General features: G+C 40.9%; 19 protein-coding genes. 11 read left to right on the top strand and 8 right to left on the bottom strand.

What is annotated here, in order from left to right:
* Positions 1-4: 4 nt before the first annotated feature.
* Entirely contained in the window at positions 5-1282 is a 1278-nt protein-coding gene (locus RMY00_RS22230) for an ATP-binding protein (RefSeq protein ID WP_322649710.1), read from the bottom strand.
* 418 nt (positions 1283-1700) lie between these two features.
* Here RMY00_RS22230 and RMY00_RS22225 point away from each other — a divergent pair, with 418 nt between their 5' ends.
* The 6 genes from RMY00_RS22225 (at position 1701) to RMY00_RS22200 (ending at position 6622) form a co-directional block, all read left to right on the top strand.
* Positions 1701-2228 (top strand): DM13 domain-containing protein, encoded by a 528-nt coding sequence (locus RMY00_RS22225; protein WP_322649612.1) that lies wholly within the window; start codon positions 1701-1703, stop codon positions 2226-2228.
* A gap of 46 nt (positions 2229-2274) precedes the next feature.
* Positions 2275-3072 carry a glucose 1-dehydrogenase gene (locus tag RMY00_RS22220; RefSeq protein WP_322649611.1) on the top strand — a complete coding sequence of 266 codons (798 nt, stop codon included), beginning with the start codon at positions 2275-2277 and terminating at the stop codon, positions 3070-3072.
* 12 nt (positions 3073-3084) lie between these two features.
* The gene (locus RMY00_RS22215; protein ID WP_322649610.1) at positions 3085-3798 is read left to right on the top strand and encodes an NADPH-dependent FMN reductase; all 714 of its coding nucleotides are present in this window, start codon (positions 3085-3087) and stop codon (positions 3796-3798) included.
* A 476-nt stretch (positions 3799-4274) separates the two neighbouring features.
* A complete protein-coding gene (locus RMY00_RS22210) occupies positions 4275-5102 on the top strand; it encodes an MIP/aquaporin family protein (protein ID WP_322649609.1) in 828 nt (275 codons plus the stop codon).
* A 200-nt stretch (positions 5103-5302) separates the two neighbouring features.
* Positions 5303-5611, top strand: coding sequence for a hypothetical protein (locus RMY00_RS22205; RefSeq protein ID WP_322649608.1), 309 nt, complete (start codon positions 5303-5305; stop codon positions 5609-5611).
* Between the two features lie 3 nt (positions 5612-5614).
* On the top strand, positions 5615-6622 hold the full coding sequence (locus tag RMY00_RS22200) for a 2Fe-2S iron-sulfur cluster-binding protein (protein WP_322649709.1): 1008 nt from the start codon (positions 5615-5617) through the stop codon (positions 6620-6622).
* A 159-nt stretch (positions 6623-6781) separates the two neighbouring features.
* On the opposite strand, the gene RMY00_RS22195 is transcribed toward RMY00_RS22200, so the two are convergent.
* On the bottom strand, positions 6782-7252 hold the full coding sequence (locus tag RMY00_RS22195) for a GNAT family N-acetyltransferase (protein ID WP_322649607.1): 471 nt from the start codon (positions 7250-7252) through the stop codon (positions 6782-6784).
* A gap of 136 nt (positions 7253-7388) precedes the next feature.
* On the opposite strand from RMY00_RS22195, the gene RMY00_RS22190 reads away from it, so the two are divergent.
* The 4 genes from RMY00_RS22190 to msrA (RMY00_RS22175) all read left to right on the top strand — a co-directional run bounded on the left by RMY00_RS22190 (position 7389) and on the right by msrA (RMY00_RS22175) (position 12911).
* Positions 7389-7973, top strand: coding sequence for a TetR/AcrR family transcriptional regulator (locus RMY00_RS22190; protein ID WP_322649606.1), 585 nt, complete (start codon positions 7389-7391; stop codon positions 7971-7973).
* A 206-nt stretch (positions 7974-8179) separates the two neighbouring features.
* A complete protein-coding gene (locus tag RMY00_RS22185) occupies positions 8180-10888 on the top strand; it encodes an MGH1-like glycoside hydrolase domain-containing protein (RefSeq protein ID WP_322649708.1) in 2709 nt (902 codons plus the stop codon).
* A 206-nt stretch (positions 10889-11094) separates the two neighbouring features.
* Positions 11095-12111, top strand: a complete 1017-nt coding sequence (egtD, locus tag RMY00_RS22180; RefSeq protein ID WP_322649605.1) for an L-histidine N(alpha)-methyltransferase — start codon at positions 11095-11097, stop codon at positions 12109-12111.
* Positions 12112-12233: 122 nt separating this feature from the next.
* Positions 12234-12911 carry a peptide-methionine (S)-S-oxide reductase MsrA gene (gene msrA / locus RMY00_RS22175; RefSeq protein WP_322649604.1) on the top strand — a complete coding sequence of 226 codons (678 nt, stop codon included), beginning with the start codon at positions 12234-12236 and terminating at the stop codon, positions 12909-12911.
* Positions 12912-12960: 49 nt separating this feature from the next.
* Here msrA (RMY00_RS22175) and msrA (RMY00_RS22170) read toward each other — a convergent pair whose 3' ends face one another.
* The 4 genes from msrA (RMY00_RS22170) to RMY00_RS22155 all read right to left on the bottom strand — a co-directional run bounded on the left by msrA (RMY00_RS22170) (position 12961) and on the right by RMY00_RS22155 (position 16025).
* Positions 12961-13452: a peptide-methionine (S)-S-oxide reductase MsrA gene (gene msrA, locus RMY00_RS22170; RefSeq protein ID WP_322649603.1), complete on the bottom strand. Its 492-nt coding sequence runs from the start codon at positions 13450-13452 to the stop codon at positions 12961-12963.
* Positions 13453-13967: 515 nt separating this feature from the next.
* Positions 13968-14582: a transcriptional regulator gene (locus RMY00_RS22165; protein ID WP_322649602.1), complete on the bottom strand. Its 615-nt coding sequence runs from the start codon at positions 14580-14582 to the stop codon at positions 13968-13970.
* A gap of 157 nt (positions 14583-14739) precedes the next feature.
* The gene (locus RMY00_RS22160) at positions 14740-15396 is read right to left on the bottom strand and encodes a sigma-70 family RNA polymerase sigma factor (RefSeq protein WP_322649601.1); all 657 of its coding nucleotides are present in this window, start codon (positions 15394-15396) and stop codon (positions 14740-14742) included.
* 488 nt (positions 15397-15884) lie between these two features.
* Complete coding sequence (locus tag RMY00_RS22155) at positions 15885-16025, bottom strand: hypothetical protein (protein WP_322649600.1); 141 nt, start codon at positions 16023-16025, stop codon at positions 15885-15887.
* Between the two features lie 279 nt (positions 16026-16304).
* On the opposite strand from RMY00_RS22155, the gene RMY00_RS22150 reads away from it, so the two are divergent.
* Positions 16305-17282, top strand: coding sequence for a L,D-transpeptidase (locus tag RMY00_RS22150; RefSeq protein ID WP_416212090.1), 978 nt, complete (start codon positions 16305-16307; stop codon positions 17280-17282).
* 197 nt (positions 17283-17479) lie between these two features.
* On the opposite strand, the gene RMY00_RS22145 is transcribed toward RMY00_RS22150, so the two are convergent.
* Positions 17480-18064 (bottom strand): late competence development ComFB family protein, encoded by a 585-nt coding sequence (locus RMY00_RS22145; RefSeq protein ID WP_322649599.1) that lies wholly within the window; start codon positions 18062-18064, stop codon positions 17480-17482.
* A 120-nt stretch (positions 18065-18184) separates the two neighbouring features.
* Positions 18185-19099, bottom strand: a complete 915-nt coding sequence (locus tag RMY00_RS22140) for a M23 family metallopeptidase (protein ID WP_322649598.1) — start codon at positions 19097-19099, stop codon at positions 18185-18187.
* Between the last annotated feature and the right edge of the window lie 371 nt (positions 19100-19470).

Raw genomic sequence — 19470 nt, 5'->3', positions numbered from 1 at the left:
CCGTTTAAAGGCTCCCAAGACCAACCACAGGTAATTGAATACTTACCTTAGTACCTGTCATGATGTCAGATTCAATAGATAATTCTCCACCATGAGCATTGACGATACGTTTGCTAATAGCAAGCCCCAACCCAGTACCGCTTGGTTTTGTGGAAAAGAACGGCTGCGTTAGCTTTGATAAAACTTCTAAAGGAATTGGCTCACCACCATTGCAGACATTAATGCAGATTTTATCAGGAGACGAATTATCCACTTCCCATTTGATCGCATCTCCGGCTGAGACTGCCTCACAAGCATTGCGGACAATATTAATAAACACTTGTTTTAACTTATCTTTATCTGCTAAGATTTTGACTGTAGGTAGCGCTGGAATAAATTCGATTTGCCGTGAGAGTGCTTCTGGCATCTCACACATTGGCATCAGTAATTCACAAATAAATTCATTCACATCCAATTCACACAGTTGCAATACCTGAGGTTTGGCATAAAGCAAAATTTCACTCAGCAGATTTTCTAGCCGACTAGCCTCACTAAGTGCCAGCGATAATCGTTCAAGAGCCGCTTCAGTCAAAATAGTTTTCTTAAAATACTTCAATCCCATAATCATTGTTGTTAGTGGATTGCGAATTTCATGCACAATCATCGCCGCAAATTCACCAATAGCTGCTAGCCGTTCCTGTTCTAAAAGCTTGGCTTGGGCTGCTTGTAGTTCTGCGGTGCGTTTTTCTACCTCAGTCTCCAGGATATGATTGAATTGGCACTGCTGCTGGTAAAGATGGTAATGATCGATGGCAGTAGCAGCACGTTCAGCGAACAATTCCACAATTTGAATTTCTTCTTTGGTAAATTCCCTCGCTTGCCGATGAAAAGAGCAAACAGTACCGAAGACTTGACCTTCAGTAGTTTGCAAAGGTATCCCTAAATATGCTCGATAACCTGGCGCAGGTTTACCATATTCTGGATTAGCCACAGCATCCTCAACAGCTAATGTGCGCCCAACTTGCATAACTTTACCAATCAATCTACCATGCAGTGCATAAACACGAGGTGTATCTTCGGACATTTCCAGACTACTCGCTAGAATAGTTTCAAACCCCTCTTGGCAAAAGGTAACAACCGTCCAATCAACTGCAATCAGTTCGCTGATTCCACAGGCAATGTTGTGTAAATAGCTACCTATTTCACCAGTGCGATAGTTCAAAGAGGACAAACGTGCTATTATCTGCCGCTCGCGCTGCCAAGGCTGTTGCAACAACATTTCTTCATCATCGGCTTTGCTCATGGATGCTTGTTGCATAATTTAGCAAAATAGTGAAAAAATCAAATATTAAATATTGGATTTTTCAGGTATTAACTCTGGATATTCTAATAATTTTGATGGGGAAATTTTACTAGATAAATGTGCTAATTATGCAGAAAAAGTATGAATTTTTACTTAAATAAATGTAAATTTATACGACAAATAGCAAGCAAACATCAGGCTACCAACAATTATTGTATCTTTTTTTACATTTATAACCGTAAATTAAAAATTTAAATTTTGCTGAGAAATCTGTAAGAAGTTTCTAAGGGAAATATCAGTTTTTTAGATATCAATCCTTATCTATTCATAATTCGTAGATAAATTATTTAAGCAATAATCAGTTTAAAGTTCAAGCCAACAGCTATATTGCTGATTGAGGCATTGAGGAATTTAAATTATGAAATTAAGACATTTATTAATACTGGGTTTGTCTTCTTTGGTCATGGTTGGCTGTGTCCCCGAAGTCTCAAAGAACCAGGCTAATGAAAGTCCTATAGCTGTGAATGCCTCTGTTCCCATGTCTTCAACTCAGGCGAAACCGTTAGGCAAGTCAGCACAATCTCCAAATTCAACTGTTATGAAGTCAGGCACATTTGTTTCTGGAGAACAAAAAACTCAAGGAAAAGCTAGTATTACCACTAAAGACGGCAAATCATTTCTAGAGCTTGATGAGTCATTTAAAACTTCTGAATCAGGGCCAGATTTAGTAGTAATTTTGCATCGTTCAGATAACGTGATTAATTTAACTAAGCCACCATCGTATCCTTTAAAAAACGGAGATTATTTTATCATAGCTCCGTTGCAAAAATATAGCGGCGCTCAAACATATTCCATTCCTCAAAACATTAATTTAGCAGATTATAAATCCATCGCTATCTGGTGTCGCAAGTTTAATGCTACTTTTGGCGCTGCTAGTTTGAGTTAGTAAATATTAATCAACAACTTAAAAATCAATCACTAGGAGAAAGTTTATGAAACTAGAAGGAAAAGTTGCCCTAGTAACTGGGAGTAGTCAAGGAATTGGACAGGGAATTGTTCTCGGTCTAGCTCAAGCAGGGGCGAATGTGGTAATTAACTATCGTTCTCACCCAGAAGGAGCAGAGGATACTTTAGCAAAGGTGGAAGCGATTGGTGGTAATTGTCATATAGCTCAGTGTCCAAAATCGCATGGTTATACAGTTCAAGCAGATTTGGGTAGTATTGATGAAGTACGCCAACTGATTGCAGAAAGTATTAACCATTTCGGCAAGCTAGATATTTTGGTAAATAATGCTGGCATTGAAAAACACGCACCATTTTGGGATGTCACAGAAGCAGATTACGACGCTGTAATGAATGTCAATTTAAAAGGTGTTTTCTTTGCCACTCAAGCTTTTGTACAACACCTGATTGAAACTAAACGAACTGGAAAAATTATTAATATTAGTTCGGTGCATGAAGAACTGCCATTTCCTAATTTCACAGCTTACTGTGCTAGCAAAGGCGGAATGAAAATGCTCGCTCGTAACTTAGCTGTTGAGTTGGGTGCTTTGGGGATCACGATTAATAATGTTGCGCCAGGAGCAATAGAAACTCCGATTAATACTAAGCTGTTGAATGACCCAGAAAAGTTGGGTGCACTATTAAAAAATATTCCGCTTGGTCGCTTGGGTCAACCACAGGATGTTGCTTCTTTAGTGGCGTTTCTGGCTTCTGATGATGCTGACTACATTACAGGTAGCACGTTCTTTGTGGATGGTGGACTACTTTGGAACTATCAAGAACAGTAGGGAGAAAAAACTATGTCAGATTCATCCTTATTTATTCCAGTTATCCTTGGTACTTCTCGTCAAGGTCGCCAGAGTGAACACGTTGCTAAATTTATCGTTGAGCAGGTTGCAGCACACGATCGCTTAGAAACCGAACTGATCGATATTAGAAATATAGCGATCGCTAATGATGATGCAGGTGAACCACTCAAAGACCCTCAATTTTCTGCAACAATGGAACGGGCAGATGGATTAATTATCGTTGTACCAGAATATAACCACGGTTATCCGGGTTTACTCAAACACATACTTGACACCTGCCTTAAAGAATACATTCATAAAGCCGTTGGACTGTGCGGTGTTTCCGCAGGCCCCTTTGGTGGTACAAGGGTAATCCAAAACCTCTTACCTGTGATGCGGGAGTTGGGGCTAATGACTATTTTCTATGACCTCAACTTTAGCAACGTTCAAAAACTATTTGATGAGTCGGGTAATTTGATTGACAAACCAACATACATTCGCCGTATGGAAAGGTTTATGGACGAATTAGTTTGGATGTCAACTGTGCTGAAATATGGGCGACAAGAAATCAGTTTGGAGAAAAAAGATAATATCCAAGGTAACACCCATGCCAGTAAACCCTGTCCGGAAATAGCTGCTCGGATGGGTGCAGATGCAATGGATACCGTCCTGCAAGTAAGTCGTAATGCCCAGACTGGTGAAGTGGAAGCTACCCCAATTACTTAAGTTGCAATTTTGCTTTCTTCTAGAACACCGATTCAGTAATAAAAAACGAGACTGAGACATCCAATTTTTATGCTTTTTAAAATCAAATTTTCCTTGTTACAACCCAAAGAAACCGAGCTTTTTCGTGATAACTCTGAATACTGAATTGATGTTCTAGCCCCTGGAAAACCAGGAAAATTAATAAATAAAGTTTTGTAATTATGTCACTCTCTTATGCACAATCCAAGATTTTCAGCACGTTAGGACTAATATCCATAACGCACCCTACTGGCGTGTCTAGACTAAAATAGTGCGTTAGACGTAGGTTGGGTTGAGCTTTAGCGTTACCCAACATTGATCGGAGTGTTGGGTTGAGGAACGAAACCCAACCTACAGTTTTTTTGCAACATTTTAGCCTTGACACGCCACTACTACCTTGGAACTATTGAGAGCAATAGTAATTACGAATTACGAATTACGAATTACGAATTATTATAATGCAGACACTACGGAAACATTATCCAGAATATTTAATGGAAGCTGCGGGACTGGGGATATTTCTGATTTCTGCGGTGATGGTGACTACCTTGTTACAACATCCAGCTTCACCAATTCCACAAGCAATTTCCGATCCACTTTTACGACGGTTTATCATTGGCGTGGCGATGGGATTAATTGCTATTTGTATTATTTATTCTCCTTGGGGTAAACAATCAGGCGCACATCTCAATCCGGTTGTCACCTTCACCTTCTTTCGTCTCGGCAAAATTCAACCGTGGGATGTTATTTTTTACATTCTGGCTCACTTTATAGGTGGATTACTAGGATTGCTGTTTGCTGTGGTGATATTTAGAGATGCAGTTACCAATCCATCTATAAATTATATTGTCACAATTCCTGGTGCGGGTGGTGCAGGTGTGGCATTTTTGGCTGAACTGGTGATTTCTTTTGGAGTAATGCTGATGATTTTGTTCGCATCCAATACCCCCAAACTAGCACCATTTACAGGCATATTTGCAGGAGTAATGATTGCAACTTATATCACAGTAGAAGCACCATTGTCAGGTACGAGCATGAACCCAGCCCGTACCCTAGCATCAGCAATTCCATCTCACAATTGGACAGCCATTTGGGTTTATTTCACCGCACCACTTTTAGGGATGCTATTGGCAGCCGAACTTTATATCAGGCTGAAAGGAAAAAGGGCTGTAAGATGCGCTAAACTCCATCACCACAACAACAAACGCTGTATCTTTCGCTGTGGCTATCGTCACCCAGAAGTAGATAAAAGATGGTTGTTAAGCGACAAGTTACCTAATCCCTAATCAATGCAGTAAATGATAACGAGGAAATCACCATGACAGTTAATTTTTAAGGAGTATTACAGCAATCAGGACAAGCTTCTTCTTACTTTGAAAAAGTTTTGGCTGCGGCTCCGAGGTATGGTCTTGAAATTATTCCTTTACCTGCTGAATCTTCGCAGGTATAGCCCAACATCACTAAAAATATTAGACAGGAAACAGCGATGCTAGAAAGTCTGGGAAGAATTAAGAATCCATTAGTCAGAAGTATAGCCGCAGCAGCTACAGTTGCTTCAGTAATTACCTTATCTGCTGCTGTTGTAATTGGAGTAACCAATGCCAAAGCTAAATCTGCCTATCAATTTGGTGTCTGTTCCTCACTGTTTGGAGTAGCTAGTGGTGCAGTATTTGGCTTAGTTTATACAAGCAAAGCAAGTGGAAACAAATCTACTCCAGACCTCACAGCATCAGATAGTTATGCTTGGCAAGATTGGCGAAATTTTGTTGTTGTTCGTAAGGTGAAGGAGAGCTAAGAAATTACCTCTTTCTATTTACAACCTGAAGACAAAAAGGAAATTCCTAACTTTCAACCAGGCCAGTTTTTAACTATCAAACTTGATATACCTGGACAGGATAAGCCTGTAATTCGTACTTACTCACTTTCAGATTATCCTGAAAACCGTGAATACTATCGTCTCTCAATTAAGCGGGAACCTGCACCGAACGGATTAGATGTTATGCCCGGTATAGCATCTAATTTTATGCACGATCGCATTCAAGAAGGTTCAGTAATTTTAGCAAAACCACCAAACGGTAAATTTGTTTTAGATGTGCAGAAGTCTATCCCCGCAGTCTTGATTAGCAATGGTGTGGGAATTACGCCGATGATTAGTATGGCTAAAGCTTGTACTCTTCTCAATCCTACTCGTCCTATTTGGTTTGTACATGGTGCTAGAGATGGTAAATTCCATGCTTTTCGAGATGAAGTGAGGGAAATTTCTCGACAAAATCATAATCTGAATGTGCATTTTCGCTATAGTCGTCCTACACCTGAAGATAGAGGTAAATACCATAGTGTTGGTTATGTTGATGCTGCTTTGATTCAAGAGTTAGTAAGACAAGAAGCTGAGTATTTTTTGTGTGGTTCTCCATCTTTTATGCAGTCCATTATGCAAGGGTTGAAGGAATCGGGAGTACCTGATAGTAGAGTATTCTTTGAATCTTTTGGTAAACCGATGAAAAGTGTGTCTGAGAAACAAACTGCGATCGCAACTGAAGATGAGACATTTGCAGAGATTGTCTTTGCTAAATCTGGCAAAACTTTGACATGGCAACCTAGTGATGGCACGATCCTAGAATTTGCCGAAGCCAACGATATTAATCCACCTTTTAGTTGTCGTGTAGGTGTTTGCGGTACTTGTATGTGTAAAATCCGCGAAGGTGTAGTTGCTTACCAAGAAGAACCAACTGCAACAACTGATAAAGGTTCGGTGTTGATTTGTATTTCTCAACCTGGAACGGCAAAATTGGTGTTGGATATTTAATAAATTTCTCTGATAATCAAGTAATATTAAGCATATTATCTATCAGGCTTAATATCGGTACAAAATTTTATTAAAGAAGATATAAAATTGTGCAAGTTATCTCAGTCAACTTAGGACTTTCCCGTGAAGTACTTTGGAACTTTCAGAAGCTTACTGCTCCTAAGCAGACAGGGCCTTGCGGTAAACAATTTTGTCAGCGCCCGCTTGATAGAAGTCGCGTATCCGTGCTTCCTCCTCATAACCGCACTTGCGGTAGAAAGCTCGCGTGCGCTCGAAGTCCGGCGTACCCGACGTTTCGACTAGCAGCACACGCCCGCCGCGTGCCATCAATGTTTGCTCAACGTAGCGTAGCAGGGTCGCACCACGTCCTTGTCCTTGGCGGTCGGGTCGGATCGCAATCAACTGTAGATTCCATGTCTCATCAGTCATCCGTTCCATCTCACAGTAAGCAACCCCCACCGCCCCGTTGTCGTCGTCGGTAATCCAAAAGCGATTACTGTCGCTGCTACAATTGAAGTACTCAGATAGCATTTCGCCAAGCTCCTCAAGTTGGTTCGGTTGGAACAGTCCGCTTGCGTCTGCTAAGGCAATCAGTGCGGTTGTGTCATCGGGTATGGTCGGTCGAATCATCGCAAACTCCATGTGTAAAACAGGTTAGCCTCTGGAGTAAATATCACAACAGTTGTTATGTAGTTTTAAACCATAACAACTGTTGTGATAAAATGTCAAGATACTTGTTTCATGTTGCTGTAAACCGAGGAGAGCTATGAGTTATGACGATCGCCGTATTGAAGTCACTAAAGCAGCATGGCAGGTGATTGTCCGTGAAGGATTGGATCGTGCCAGTATGCGGGCGATCGCGCAAGAACTTGGCTCTTCAACCGGGGTTGTTACCCATTACTTCCGAGATAAAGAAGAACTCACCCTATTTGCTCTGGAACAGGTGTTTGAAAACGTCCTAGAGGAAATGAAAACCTGTGCCGAGGGGCAACAAGGAATTGACAGACTAGCACAGATGATTTTTGTGGCTCTACCTCTGGAGGACATTGACAAAGCTGATTGGAAGGTTTGGGTGGCATTTTTGGGCTATTCTATCGGGCGCGATCGCCTTGTTCAGGAACACCGAAAACGCTATGACTTTTTACGGCAGATTATTTGTCAAGAATTAGCTGACTTACAAAAAGCCTTGCTAATTCGAGCCGATCTTGATTTAACCCTCGAAGCCAATGCACTCATCGCCCTAGTGGATGGCATTGGCACTAGTGTTGTTATTTGTCCTGAGCAATTCTCCGCAGATCAACAAAAATATCTCGTGCGGCGACATATCAATGCTTTACTGACATCATCTTGAACACCGACGAACAGATGATATCGAAACGATCATTGATTTTGATAATAAAAATTAATATAAATTTTTCCTGAGTTTATCCTAGATTTTTATTTATCAATTCACCTAGCAAACTTTAATCAAAATATCAGCTCCATCTTTGATAAAAACGTGACACTCAATATAGCAAATTAATTAAAATAAAGTGCAGATATGCAGAGGGTGAGATGATGACAACTCCAACCCAAGAAGAAATCAGATTAGCAGAAGCCCAAAATCAGATAGCCCATTGGCGCAAATGGGGGCCATATTTAAGCGATCGCCAGTGGGGAACAGTACGCGAAGACTACAGCCCCAATGGTACAGCCTGGGACTATTTCACCCACGATCAAGCCCGTTCTCGCGCTTACCGTTGGGGTGAAGATGGGATTTTTGGTATTTCTGATAATCATCAACGGCTTTGTTTTGCGATCGCTCTTTGGAATGGTGAAGATTCTATTCTCAAAGAAAGAATTTTTGGTCTAACTGGTAGTGAAGGTAATCACGGTGAAGATGTTAAGGAATATTACTTTTATTTAGACAGCACCCCCACACATTCCTATATGAAAGCGCTGTATAAATATCCTCAAACCGCTTTTCCCTACTCCCAATTAGTTGCAGAAAATCAACGCCGAAATCGTCAAGAGCCAGAATTTGAACTACTAGATACAGGCGTATTTGATGATAATCGCTATTTTGATGTTTTTGTGGAGTATGCCAAGCATTCTGCTGAAGATATTCTCATCCAAATTAAAGTAGTCAACCAAGGTACAGAAGCTAAGACATTACACCTGTTACCTACCATTTGGTTTCGCAATACTTGGTGTTGGAATGGAGATGCAGATAAACCGACTTTAAAAGAGATTAAATCAGATCGTAGCTTCAATATCATTGAAGCGTCTCACCCAAGTTTAGGAAATAGGTGGTTATATTGTCAGGAAGCAACAGAGGTTCTCTTTACAGACAACGAGACAAATTATCAGCGATTATTTGATTCTCCCAATACCTCCGATTATGTGAAAGATGGCATTAATGACTACATCGTAAATGGTCAAAAATCAGCAGTTAATCCCGAGAAAAGTGGGACAAAAGCATCTGCTAATTATGTCTTAACAGTTGGAGCAGGTGAAACTAAAATTATAAAATTGCGGCTTAGTAATGCACCAAATTTAGTTGAAGCATTTGGTAATGATTTTGAAGCAATTTTTAGTCAGCGACAACAAGAAGCTGAGGAATTTTATCAACGTATTACTCCATATCCTCTAAGTGAAGATATGCGAAATGTGCAACGACAAGCATTTGCTGGGATGCTGTGGAGTAAGCAATTTTATCACTATATTGTAGAGAATTGGTTGAAAGGCGATCGCAACACACCAACACCCCCAGCAGAACGGCAAAATGGTAGAAATCAAGAATGGTTCCATCTCTACAATGAAGATATTCTCTCTATGCCTGATAAGTGGGAATATCCCTGGTTTGCGGCTTGGGATTTAGCATTCCATACTATTCCTTTGGCAATGATTGACCCAGATTTTGCTAAATACCAATTGGATGTTCTCACACGGGAATGGTACATGCATCCTAATGGGCAAATCCCTGCTTATGAGTGGGCATTTGGTGATGTTAATCCCCCTGTTCATGCTTGGGCAACTTGGCGCATTTATAAGATTGAGCAAAAGATTTACGGGCGAACAGACAGACAGTTTTTAGAACGGGTTTTTCAAAAGCTGATGCTCAATTTTACCTGGTGGGTAAATCGTAAGGATGCTGAGGGTAATAACGTCTTTCAAGGAGGGTTTTTAGGATTAGATAATATTGGCGTATTTGACCGTAGTGCAGCCCTGCCTACAGGTGGACATATTGACCAATCTGATGGTACTAGTTGGATGGGAATGTACTGTTTAAATATGTTAGCGATCGCTCTAGAATTAGCCAAGACTAATCCTGTTTATGAAGACATTGCCACCAAATTTTTTGAGCATTTTCTCTACATAGCCGATGCTATGAATAAAATTGGCGCAATGGAAGCCAGTTTATGGAATGAACCAGATGGATTTTACTACGATGTTCTACATTTACATGAACGGCAGATTACCTTAAAAGTCCGGTCAATGGTGGGATTAATCCCCCTATTTGCGATTGAAAGCATTGAACCAGAAACGTTAAAGATGCTTCCTGGCTTTAAGAAACGGCTGGAATGGTTTATCCAAAATCGTCCTGACTTGCGGCAAAATGTAGCTTGTATGGAAACAAAAGGAATTGGTGCTAGAAGATTATTAGCAATTGTTTCACGGGATAAATTAAGAAGTATTCTACAAAAAATGCTCGATGAAAGTGAGTTTTTTAGTCCTTATGGTATTCGCGCAGTTTCCAGATTTCATGCTGAACATCCCTATACTTTTGATGTCAATGGTTCACAATTTCGTGTAGATTATGAACCTGCTGAATCTAGCAGTGGTTTATTTGGTGGTAATTCTAACTGGCGCGGCCCTATTTGGTTCCCGGTGAATTTCTTATTAATTGAATCTCTGCAAAAATTCTATTATTACCTGGGCGATGATTTCAAGGTGGAATGTCCCACAGGTTCCGGTAAGATAATGACACTTTGGGAAGTTTCATGTGAATTGTCTCAAAGGTTAACTAGAATTTTCTTGCAAAATTCCTCTGGTCAACGTCCTGTATATGGTGGGATACAGAAGTTTCAAAATGACCCACACTGGCAAAATTTGATTTTATTCCATGAGTATTTTCATGGTGATAACGGAGCCGGAATTGGCGCTAGTCATCAAACTGGATGGACAGGATTAGTTGCTCAACTTATTCAGCAATTTGGTGAATATGAAGCACAACATCAAGAACCAAAAATTGAGCAGGATAAAAAGGCGATCGCTATAGCATAAATCCGCCTAAGTCACTGCTTTCATAACAGGAGATCGGGCTATAAGTCTGTATCTCAAGCTTTTCTATATAGCGATTTTCATTGAGTGAGGCACACTCGTAGGGGCAATTCATGAATTGCCTCTACACCTTGCAATTTAACGTCGTACTGCATTTGAATGGGAATCGTTATATCTTAATGCAAAAATAACTCAAGGAGAGCAATAAATTGAGGATTCAACAAAAAGAAGATTCTCGCTTTCGCTGGATTAATTTACATTCGTCTCAGCTATCAATTCAGGAAGACACAGATATTATTCAAGGACTAAGCAATCAACCTAAAACCTTACCATGCCGTTACTTATACGATGACCAAGGATCAGAACTATTTGAGCAAATTTGTGAACTGCCAGAATACTATCCAACTCGCACCGAGCAAGCAATTTTAGAAACATCTGCCCTAAAAATCGCCCAAATGACAGGTTTATGTACCTTGATAGAACTAGGTAGTGGTAGTTCTCGCAAAACTCGCCTATTGTTAGATGCGTATAGTCAATTTCAACAAGAACTGCAATATTTTCCCATTGATGTTAGTGCCGGAATTCTTCAAACCACTGCCTTGGATTTACTTCATCAGTATCCGAAATTAAAACTTTGCGGTTTGGCAGGAACTTACGAACAAGCATTAGCACAACTTCCACCTGCTGAATTTGAGAATCGAATGTTGATTTTTTTGGGAAGTACGCTAGGAAATTTAAATGAGCAAGAATGCAGCAACTTTCTCATGCAAATTCAAAGAGCATTGAAACCTGGAGAATTCTTTTTATTTGGGGTGGATTTGCAAAAGCCAATAGAAATTATTGAGGCAGCTTATAATGATTCCCAATCCATAACAGTAGCTTTTAATTTAAATATTTTGCATCATCTCAATCGACGCTTTCAAGGTAATTTTGAAGTCAACCAATTTGAACATTGGGCTTTCTACAACCCAGTAGCTCACCAAATTGAAATGCATCTACGAAGTCTCAAAAATCAAACCGCAGTCCTAAAAACTTTGGATTATCAGGTTTCTCTCCAGTCTAAAGAAACAATTCGTACCGAAATATCTCGCAAGTTTCATCTACCAACTTTAGTTTCTGTTTTAGAGAATCATGCACTCCAGCCATTACAAATCTGGTCAGATTCTCAAGGTTGGTTCGGCTTAATATTATGCCAACGTCAGCCTACCATTCATGAATATCTATAAGCAGAAAAATACTTCTGTCCAAAGTTTTAATCGCCGAGTTGGTTTTGAAGATTGCTATCTAATGACAAAATAGCTGAATAAACTCGGTTCTTTGTCTATTAAATAAAGGAGTTCACAACCTCATGTCAACTTATAACTTTACTCTCTCCCGTCAGTTATTACGCAACTTGTCCATCATTTCGCTGACTTTTGTACTTTTATACGGTGCATCTCGTGTGATGCTTTCTGCTCCCGCCACTGATATTTCGACTGTTGCACCGCAGGGAAAGCAAGTAGCGGTTTTCGCTGGTGGGTGCTACTGGGGAATGGAAGCAGTTTTTGAGCATCTATTAGGTGTTTCTGATGTCGTTTCTGGCTTTTCTGGGGGTGATGCAAGAACCGCAGACTATGCAATTGTTAGTGCTGGATCAACCAATCACGCTGAATCAGTGAAAATCACCTACGATCCATCAAAAATATCATATAATCAGCTTTTAAAAGTCTACTTTTTGGTAGCGCATGACCCAACAGAGTTAAATCGACAAGGCCCAGACTCAGGTAGGCAATATCGTTCAGCGATCTTTTTTGCTAACGATGAGCAAAAACAGGCTGCACAAAAATATATCGCTCAACTCAACAAATCACGAATCTTCGACAAGCCGATTGTGACAGAATTAGATCCTTTGAAAGCTTTTTATCAGGCTGCGGCATACCATCAGAATTATATAGTGCATCATCCGAGCGATCGCTATGTGGTAGTGAATGACTTGCCGAAGCTGGCTAAACTTCAAGAAAACTTCCCCGATATGTATAGCAAGTAAGGAGATTTATAGCATTCGGCTTTTAAATCCCCTTCAATCCGGTGAAAGATTAGCCTATCTTGTAAGATGCTCGTCCATGCTTCTCCAGATATTGCTGATGATACTCTTCTGCTCTATAGAATTGTGATGCAGCTACAATCTCCGTCACAATTGGATTTTTGTGATAACGAGAACTATTTTCAAGCTGCTTTTTGGAGGCTCTTGCTAATAATTCCTGCTCTGGAGTGTGGAAAAATATCACTGACCGATATTGATAACCAACATCTAGCTCCTGGTGGTTTGATGCTGTGGGATTGTGCTTATTCCAAAACACATTTAGCAGTTGATCATAAGATACTATTGCCGGATTGTATTCCACTTGCACTGCCTCAGCGTGTCCAGTTTTGCCTCTACAGACATCTTCGTAGGTTGGATTTTCAAAGTGTCCGCCACTGTAACCAACTGCTGTACAAGTTACTCCTTTTATTTGACGAAATGCTGCTTCAACTCCCCAGAAACAGCCTGCTCCAAATGTCGCTTTTTGTAGATTAGCGTTTTGCATATCTTTGATAACTCTTTGAATAGAGCTAGAACACAAGGCTAAACTTGTGTCAGTTAAATAAGCTGACACTCGCCCAGCATCAAGTTAAGCTAGCACTTAAAAATGTACAATTTTTTTATACTTCTACAGATACTGTGCTGGCAAAGTAGTTAATTTTAAAAGACCTTTTGTACAAGGCAAATTATTTGCTTTGGCAATGGCCTACCCATCGATGACGCCAGGAGATAGCCAAGTTCACGGATATTTACTCAATTTTTCCAACCCAAGGACTTTAAATGAACTAGAGTGCTGGAAGATTGCCAGCCGAATAGACAACTACCAGAAAATCTCTATAATCGACAAATTATCAAGGTTTATGAGCCACAGTAGCTTTCTTTGGATTGGGCTTGGGTTGATTTAATGACTTTAGACCAAGTTTACCCAATTAAGATACATCCTCCAACCTGACGGCTGCTGGAGTGGCTGTGGTTTAAACGCAAAGTACAGTTATAATCTGTGAACTATTAATTTTGCGATTAGTTTATGTCTTGTTTGGAGTCGTGCCGTTGCGGCTGTACCGGATAAATTGGATTTTCTGGAGAAGCTACTGCTGCTTTAGGAATTTCAATTACCGGGTTATTTAGCCCCACCATCAAAGGGGAAGGTGGAATTATAGAGGCTGAAGATGTTTGTATCGGTTCTATTTGTGGCCGTTGTGCCAGTTGCGGCACTCTCGAACCAATAGGTACTAAACCAGATACTGCACCGATTACACAAGCCGCAACGGCTGCACCTCCCGCCATCCAGTTTAAACGGGAACGACGGCGCAAACGTGTCAATACTTGCTCAACTGCTACTTCTGGTGACTGTTGGGCTGTGGGCACTGGGAGAGTCCGCAAGCCTTGACGCAGCTTCAAAAGTCGAGCATACAAGCATTGAACAGAGGCATCATTTGCTAGCCATTCTTCTACTTGCTTGCGTTCAGTGGCTGTGACTTCACCATCGAGATAAGCACTCAATAACTCGAAGCGATCGCGCTTCACCATATCCATAAGACCCGTTGATTCATTGGTATGCTTGGCCATTCCATCTGACAAATCTTGAGGAAGTTGTAAAGGAGAACGGTCGTAAAACTGAGAATCAGTAGTCATCTTAACATTATTACCAATTCATGCACGGGTAAACTGGGTGGGAGATTTGGAGAAATTAGCCAATTTTCCTTCTCAGGGCAGAAGCGATCTACGTCTTTGGTGCAATTCTTAATCAATCCTTAAATTCTGCCATTGGGCAGAGGCAAGATACTGTAAATTAGGAGTCTAGATAATTCTGCAAGTGAGTTTGCAGCCTCGATCTAGCTCTGGCGATTCTTGACTTGACAGTTCCTAAAGAAACTCCAGTGATTTCGGCAATTTCTTCATAAGCCATGCCTTCGATTTCTCTCAGGACAATGGTAGTACGAAACACCTCTGGTAAATCCGCGATCGCTTCTCGCAGTTGCTCGTAAAATTCTCTAGTTGTCAGTTCTTCTTCAGGGCCGGGAGTATCACCAGCGATTTCCCAATCCATCTCGCCGTCCTCTAACGAACGCGGAGCATCCAGTGACAAAGGACTCATAACCCGCTTGCGTTTCCGCAACTCGTCGTAAAACAAGTTGGTGGCAATGCGGCTTAACCAGCCCCGAAATTTGGCGGGTTCTTGTAATCGGTTAATATTCCGATACACTCGAATCCAAACTTCTTGAGCTAAATCGGCTCTGTCAGCCCAATCTGGAGCCAGGTGATATAAAACTCTATCAACTTGACTTTGATAGCGGCGTAATAGTTCTGCAAACGCAACACGATCTGGTCGCAGTCCTGCTTGACAGCGCAAAATTAAATCGTGGTTAGGGAGTTTGTCAACTTGCACTGATGCTTCTGGATACTTTGCATCAACCGTTGACCAGGATACAGAGATCGACTGACTCATAGATCGTACTGGCTCTAAATCATCCCTATCTATTAGACCTGCTAATGGGACAGAAGTTCCATGCTAAGGTGACGGATTTATGACTGGAACACTGAGACCAACAATTTTGGATACATTTATAGCAATAAAGAGGGCCACTTTTTCCTTATACTGCTGGCATAGTTAGCCAAGACCCAATACGCTTAGGTTAAGCAAATTTATCTGTTAAGGCAGGCTGTTCTTGAGCAGGGGAGGCTGGCGTTGCAAGGGGAGAGAAAAAGCTTAACTGAGCTGTATTGACCCAAGCTCCATTAACTAATAAAAGCGCGGTAACATGCACATTTTGGTACTTTTCGCAACTGGGTATATACGCTTGATAAAAATAATTAAATCTGGTTATAAGAATGAAGATAAAACTTTTGTAATTTTAACTTCTTAATACCTTTAAAGTTGAGGTATTAATTTCTGGAGGTTGGTTGCTGTGGTGACTATAATAGTGATTTATTTTTTCACTTTGTTACCAGAATAGCTGCTGATTGTTCTGGTTGTGATCCGTAGATAGCACCATTATATTGCTCTGGTACACGAACTTGAAAAAGGAAATTGAGGGAAAATGTAATTGTGACTGCTAAGAATAGTTTTTCAAACATGATTTTTCTCCCACCGACACCACTAAGAATTGATTACTACATTTTAAAAGTTGCACCAGAAAGTCTAAGTATTGGCTTACAACCCCCAGAACTTTGGAGGAATGAGGTTGGTCACTTAGAGTTTTGCTGCTGGAACAATTTGCATAGTCTTAGTTTGCCCAGAGATGTTGGCAGATTTATAACAGAAATGATAAGTATTGATAAATTTTTGATGATCGGATGATGAACTCATCGAATTACTCGGCTGGATATGTCAGGGATAAATAATAGGCGATAGCAATGGTAAGAAATGAATCTGTAGGGCGGATGGTAATGTTGCTCTGTTTTGGCACAGCATTTTTATCTTTAGCTGTCCATTGGCGCATTACTACGGCAGAACGGCAGTCTAATAAGTCTGTATCTACTGCGATGCGGCGAGATTCTACCCTAACCAATCCTAAGGGAGGCCGCCCAGAAGGAGTCTACAAAAATCTTTCCCAAGTTAGTTTAGGGGAAATTGCACTGGGTGCATCTGTGCCAATTGATGAAGCTACCCAAGGTACAACTGCCCAGAGGGTATTTACACCAAAGTCCTCTGCTATTAAGCCTCAAACTAAGGTGAAAGTAATTAAAAAAAAGAATGTAGCCAAAGCAACTCAGTCGAAAATAATTAAGAAGAATTTAGCCAAAGCAACTAATGTAGGCGCAATTGTCCCCCAAACTCAGCCCCAAATCATTAAAAAAGATGTAGCGAAAGAAACCGAACTACCAGCTAAGACGCGGCTGGTGGCACAAACAGAAAGACAAAATTCAGTTACAGATAGTTGGCCAAAAAGTATATGGTCTCAGGCTTCAGCCCAACAAGTACCATCTAATAGGCTGGCAGATACTAAGACGCAAGTAGTAGTTGATTTAAGCGATCGCCGGACTTATGTATACGCAGGAGATGAGGTGATAGCCAGCTACCCAATCGCTGTAGGTAAGAAAGGTTGGGAAACGCCCACAGGTTCTTTTCAGGTGATTCACATGCGACACTATCCAATTTGGCGTCACCCGATTACAGGCAAAGTATTTAAGGCTGGTACAGATAGCCCCTTGGGAGACAGATGGATTGGGTTTTGGTCAGATGGACGGAATGAAATTGGCTTTCATGGCACACCGGATATTGACCTAGTGGGAACGGCTGTATCCCACGGCTGCTTAAGAATGCGTAATTCTGATGTTCGATTGTTATATGAGCAAGTTAGTTTAGGGACAACAGTATTAGTGCGTGATTAATTAATAGGACTTACGCATGTACATAAGTACTACACGCAATTTGGGTATTTCAGCCGTGTTTAGCACCCAGCAATGTCTACGACGGGCTACGCCTACGCAAATATGGAAATAAATCGGGATTATGCGAAGCGCCTAAAACGACCAAAAACTGTAGCCCATATTATGGTTAATTTGTACAGTGCGTAAGTCCTAATTAATTAAAAGTCGTTGTCTTTTGGTTTGTCATCTGGCTGGTCGTTTGGCTTGTCATTTTGCTCAAAGTTAGGTGCATAAGTTTGGAGTAAAGCACTAACTTGGCGTACAACCTCATTTCCACTGCTTTTACCCAAGGCTTGCCGTTCTGGGAAGAAATTGGGTCGATCGAGGTAACGGTCAATTGCCTCATTTATTTGCTGAGAAATCAAGTCTTGCAGTTCTGCCTGAGCCGTTTGGCGCTGGAAGTTAGCACCTTCTTCTGTAGTAGCATATAAAGGTGGTAGCCTGTTGAGGGCGTAAGCAGCAATATCGCCAACATCTAGAGAACTTTCGCTGGTAGCTTCGATTTCTGCGACTCGGGCGATCGCTTCCGTCAGTACCAATTCTTCCATAACGTTAATGAATTGTTTGCGAGGTACCGCCACTACCTCACCAGTCAATAGCGCTCCCATCAGCCGATCTAGCGCCATATACTCTTCAATTGAGAGTTCCGAGGCGTTGTCACATATTCTACCGACTTCTGCTTCCATTGCTGGTGTCAAATAACCATCCTGGAGAGCTTGTTCTACAATTCTTTCGATGCTCATAATGCTTATCATCATTTAGTTAGCCAAGCAAGGTAGGGACGGTATTAACCCAATTTCTTTTGCCTAATTCTCAGCAAAAAAAACACAAATTATGCACAGACGCTATCAATTCCGCCTCTACTAATTAACGACCTTAGTTCGCCAAGGTGTTGGATCAACAGATTGTCCGTTGACATACAGACCCCAGTGCAAATGTGGCCCCGTAGCAGCACCTGTTGAACCTACTGCACCAATTAGTTGACCAGCTTTGACAAAATCACCTTCTTTAACGTTAATACGACTCAGGTGCATGAAAATACTGGTTACTCCTTGACCGTGGTCAATGCCAACTACGTTACCGTGTATCCGAAATCCTTGGGATACCCTACCTACCAAAGCAACTCGCCCAGAGGCTGGGGCAATTACCGGTGATCCGGCAGCACCAGCGTAGTCAAGACCACGATGATAGTAGTCTTTTGCAAATGTACCATTATAGTAGCGACGTACACCATAGTTTGTACTCATCCGCCCTGCATTTGGCTTCAGAAATACTCCATTCCAATACTTTTCTGGTGTTTGTAGTGCCTTGAAAGCTGCCACACGCTTAAGTTCATACTCTGTGGCATCCACTCCGGCTTTGCCAGGTGGCAAAGTAATACGTTGTACGGGGAACTTGCGATTAAGCACATTCACTGCCAAGTTTTGTACTTGACCATCTCCTGTAACCCGAAGTGTTCTAGTTCCAGCTTTTTCTAGTGGAGTTGTGGGAACAAAAGCCCGATACTGATTGGGGGCAATTTCAAAGGCTGGGTATATATTCTTACCACTAGCTACTGTTGGATTTGTACTATTATCGGCATTATCTCGATTAATCTCCACCGAGATTGTATCCCCTAATTTAGGATTAGTTGGAGTCACTTTTACTTGTAAAGCATCTACAGGCAATGCCAAGGTGAGAGGGAGAACAGCAAATATTCCCTTTAACACATTTATTGCTTTGACATTAAAACCGAGCAACTTTTTGTTTAAACTACTAGCGCTATTCTCAATAATCATAGAGCTACAAAAATCCCTTGCTTGTGTTGCAAAATAGACTAGCTTATTTCTATTAGTGTTTTGTGTTTGAAGTAGATGTTGTTGAAAACCATAAGTATTGGATTGGGAAATCCGTCAGCGGCTTAGGGATTAAGACAAAGGCAGGGGGTAAGAGACAAGGGAGAATGATTTGTAACTGTAATTTAGGGAATTGGTATTAACTTTAATAACCAAGGTGTATTAGATTGGCAATAATCTTAAAATTTAACTAGATTTATATCAAAGACGCTCTCGTGACTTGCTATAGGTATAATTTGTTAAGCAACAAATGAAACCTGTTAACCTTTTACGATTAGATAATAATACTTGAATAAATTCTTGGAATCAACTGG

Source organism: Nostoc sp. ChiVER01 (assembly GCF_034531155.1).
Classification (GTDB): Bacteria; Cyanobacteriota; Cyanobacteriia; order Cyanobacteriales; family Nostocaceae; genus Nostoc.
The sequence above is the reverse complement of the archived record's forward strand: the minus strand, read 5'-3'. Positions and strand labels throughout refer to the sequence as shown.

What these genes read in the sequence shown, in the direction of transcription:
- RMY00_RS22225 (WP_322649612.1), top strand. Translation starts at nt 1,701, where the DNA reads ATGAAATTAAGACATTTATTAATACTGGGTTTGTCTTCTTTGGTCATG.
- msrA (WP_322649603.1), bottom strand. Translation starts at nt 13,452, where the DNA reads ATGCAAAACGCTAATCTACAAAAAGCGACATTTGGAGCAGGCTGTTTC.
- RMY00_RS22155 (WP_322649600.1), bottom strand. Translation starts at nt 16,025, where the DNA reads ATGTTTGAAAAACTATTCTTAGCAGTCACAATTACATTTTCCCTCAAT.
- RMY00_RS22230 (WP_322649710.1), bottom strand. Translation starts at nt 1,282, where the DNA reads ATGAGCAAAGCCGATGATGAAGAAATGTTGTTGCAACAGCCTTGGCAG.
- RMY00_RS22165 (WP_322649602.1), bottom strand. Translation starts at nt 14,582, where the DNA reads ATGACTACTGATTCTCAGTTTTACGACCGTTCTCCTTTACAACTTCCT.
- RMY00_RS22190 (WP_322649606.1), top strand. Translation starts at nt 7,389, where the DNA reads ATGAGTTATGACGATCGCCGTATTGAAGTCACTAAAGCAGCATGGCAG.
- RMY00_RS22150 (WP_416212090.1), top strand. Translation starts at nt 16,305, where the DNA reads ATGGTAAGAAATGAATCTGTAGGGCGGATGGTAATGTTGCTCTGTTTT.
- RMY00_RS22215 (WP_322649610.1), top strand. Translation starts at nt 3,085, where the DNA reads ATGTCAGATTCATCCTTATTTATTCCAGTTATCCTTGGTACTTCTCGT.
- RMY00_RS22205 (WP_322649608.1), top strand. Translation starts at nt 5,303, where the DNA reads ATGCTAGAAAGTCTGGGAAGAATTAAGAATCCATTAGTCAGAAGTATA.
- msrA (WP_322649604.1), top strand. Translation starts at nt 12,234, where the DNA reads ATGTCAACTTATAACTTTACTCTCTCCCGTCAGTTATTACGCAACTTG.
- RMY00_RS22160 (WP_322649601.1), bottom strand. Translation starts at nt 15,396, where the DNA reads ATGAGTCAGTCGATCTCTGTATCCTGGTCAACGGTTGATGCAAAGTAT.
- RMY00_RS22220 (WP_322649611.1), top strand. Translation starts at nt 2,275, where the DNA reads ATGAAACTAGAAGGAAAAGTTGCCCTAGTAACTGGGAGTAGTCAAGGA.
- RMY00_RS22195 (WP_322649607.1), bottom strand. Translation starts at nt 7,252, where the DNA reads ATGATTCGACCGACCATACCCGATGACACAACCGCACTGATTGCCTTA.
- RMY00_RS22210 (WP_322649609.1), top strand. Translation starts at nt 4,275, where the DNA reads ATGCAGACACTACGGAAACATTATCCAGAATATTTAATGGAAGCTGCG.
- RMY00_RS22185 (WP_322649708.1), top strand. Translation starts at nt 8,180, where the DNA reads ATGACAACTCCAACCCAAGAAGAAATCAGATTAGCAGAAGCCCAAAAT.
- RMY00_RS22140 (WP_322649598.1), bottom strand. Translation starts at nt 19,099, where the DNA reads ATGATTATTGAGAATAGCGCTAGTAGTTTAAACAAAAAGTTGCTCGGT.
- RMY00_RS22145 (WP_322649599.1), bottom strand. Translation starts at nt 18,064, where the DNA reads ATGAGCATCGAAAGAATTGTAGAACAAGCTCTCCAGGATGGTTATTTG.